3 protein-coding genes are annotated in these 628 nt (G+C 56.7%); all 3 read right to left on the bottom strand.

The genetic code is table 11. The annotated features are described in order from the left end of the window. Window positions 1-265 (bottom strand): ferredoxin III, nif-specific (fdxB, locus tag EN824_RS33460; protein WP_189522270.1); only part of this gene is annotated, 265 nt, incomplete at its 3' end. Continuing rightward, window positions 262-465, bottom strand: coding sequence for a CCE_0567 family metalloprotein (locus EN824_RS33455; protein WP_095517143.1), 204 nt, complete (start codon window positions 463-465; stop codon window positions 262-264). The genes EN824_RS33455 and fdxB, both read right to left, overlap by 4 nt. Before the next feature lie 46 nt (window positions 466-511). Next, a partial coding sequence (locus EN824_RS33450) for a DUF269 domain-containing protein (RefSeq protein WP_135933158.1) occupies window positions 512-628 on the bottom strand: 117 nt, incomplete at its 5' end.

Here is a 628-nt window from a genome sequence, read left to right as displayed (position 1 = left end):
CGCGGCCGCAGGCTCCGCAGCCGATGCAGCGGCCGGCATCATCGACAACCATGATCATGCGATTGAGCTTGCCGTCGAAATCGTCGTCCTCGTCATCGCAGGGGCCGAGGATTTCACCCGCATCATCGACGCCGTGAAGATGCATGACATCGCGCGAGCAGACCTTGAAACAACGGCCGCAGCCGATGCAGGTCTTGCTATCGATGGAGGTCAGGTACGACGGCATCCAAAGGGAGCCGTCACGGGTGGTGAATGTGCGCATCATCCTAAATTCTTCATTGAAGCGAGTTCTCTCTTGGCAACATCCAACTCGGCATAAACGGCGTGGGTTTTCTCGGCGACTTCCTGTATGTCGGCCCACTTGCCCGGCAGACCCTCGACAAGGTCCTGCAATGCCATCTTGGCAATAGCTGCACGCAACTGGAGTTTTCGGACTTTATTCCTCATCTTATCTAGGTCTGACATAGATCCTTCCTGGAACAATGGTTTTCTTGATGCGCGCCATCTCGGGCTAGGCTTCAATGGCTGCAGTCGCATCGTCGACCAGTTTCGTACCGGCCTCAGCAAGTTTGCGGAAAGTCTCGAAGCCGAACCGGTGGACGTCTCGACAGAACGCCCAACCGCCGGA

Source organism: Mesorhizobium sp. M8A.F.Ca.ET.181.01.1.1, from assembly GCF_004792025.1.
Taxonomy (GTDB): Bacteria; Pseudomonadota; Alphaproteobacteria; order Rhizobiales; family Rhizobiaceae; genus Mesorhizobium.
Note: the sequence above shows the minus strand (reverse complement) of the source record. Positions and strands in the feature narration are given on the sequence as shown.

What these genes read in the sequence shown, in the direction of transcription:
- EN824_RS33455 (WP_095517143.1), bottom strand. Translation starts at nt 465, where the DNA reads ATGTCAGACCTAGATAAGATGAGGAATAAAGTCCGAAAACTCCAGTTG.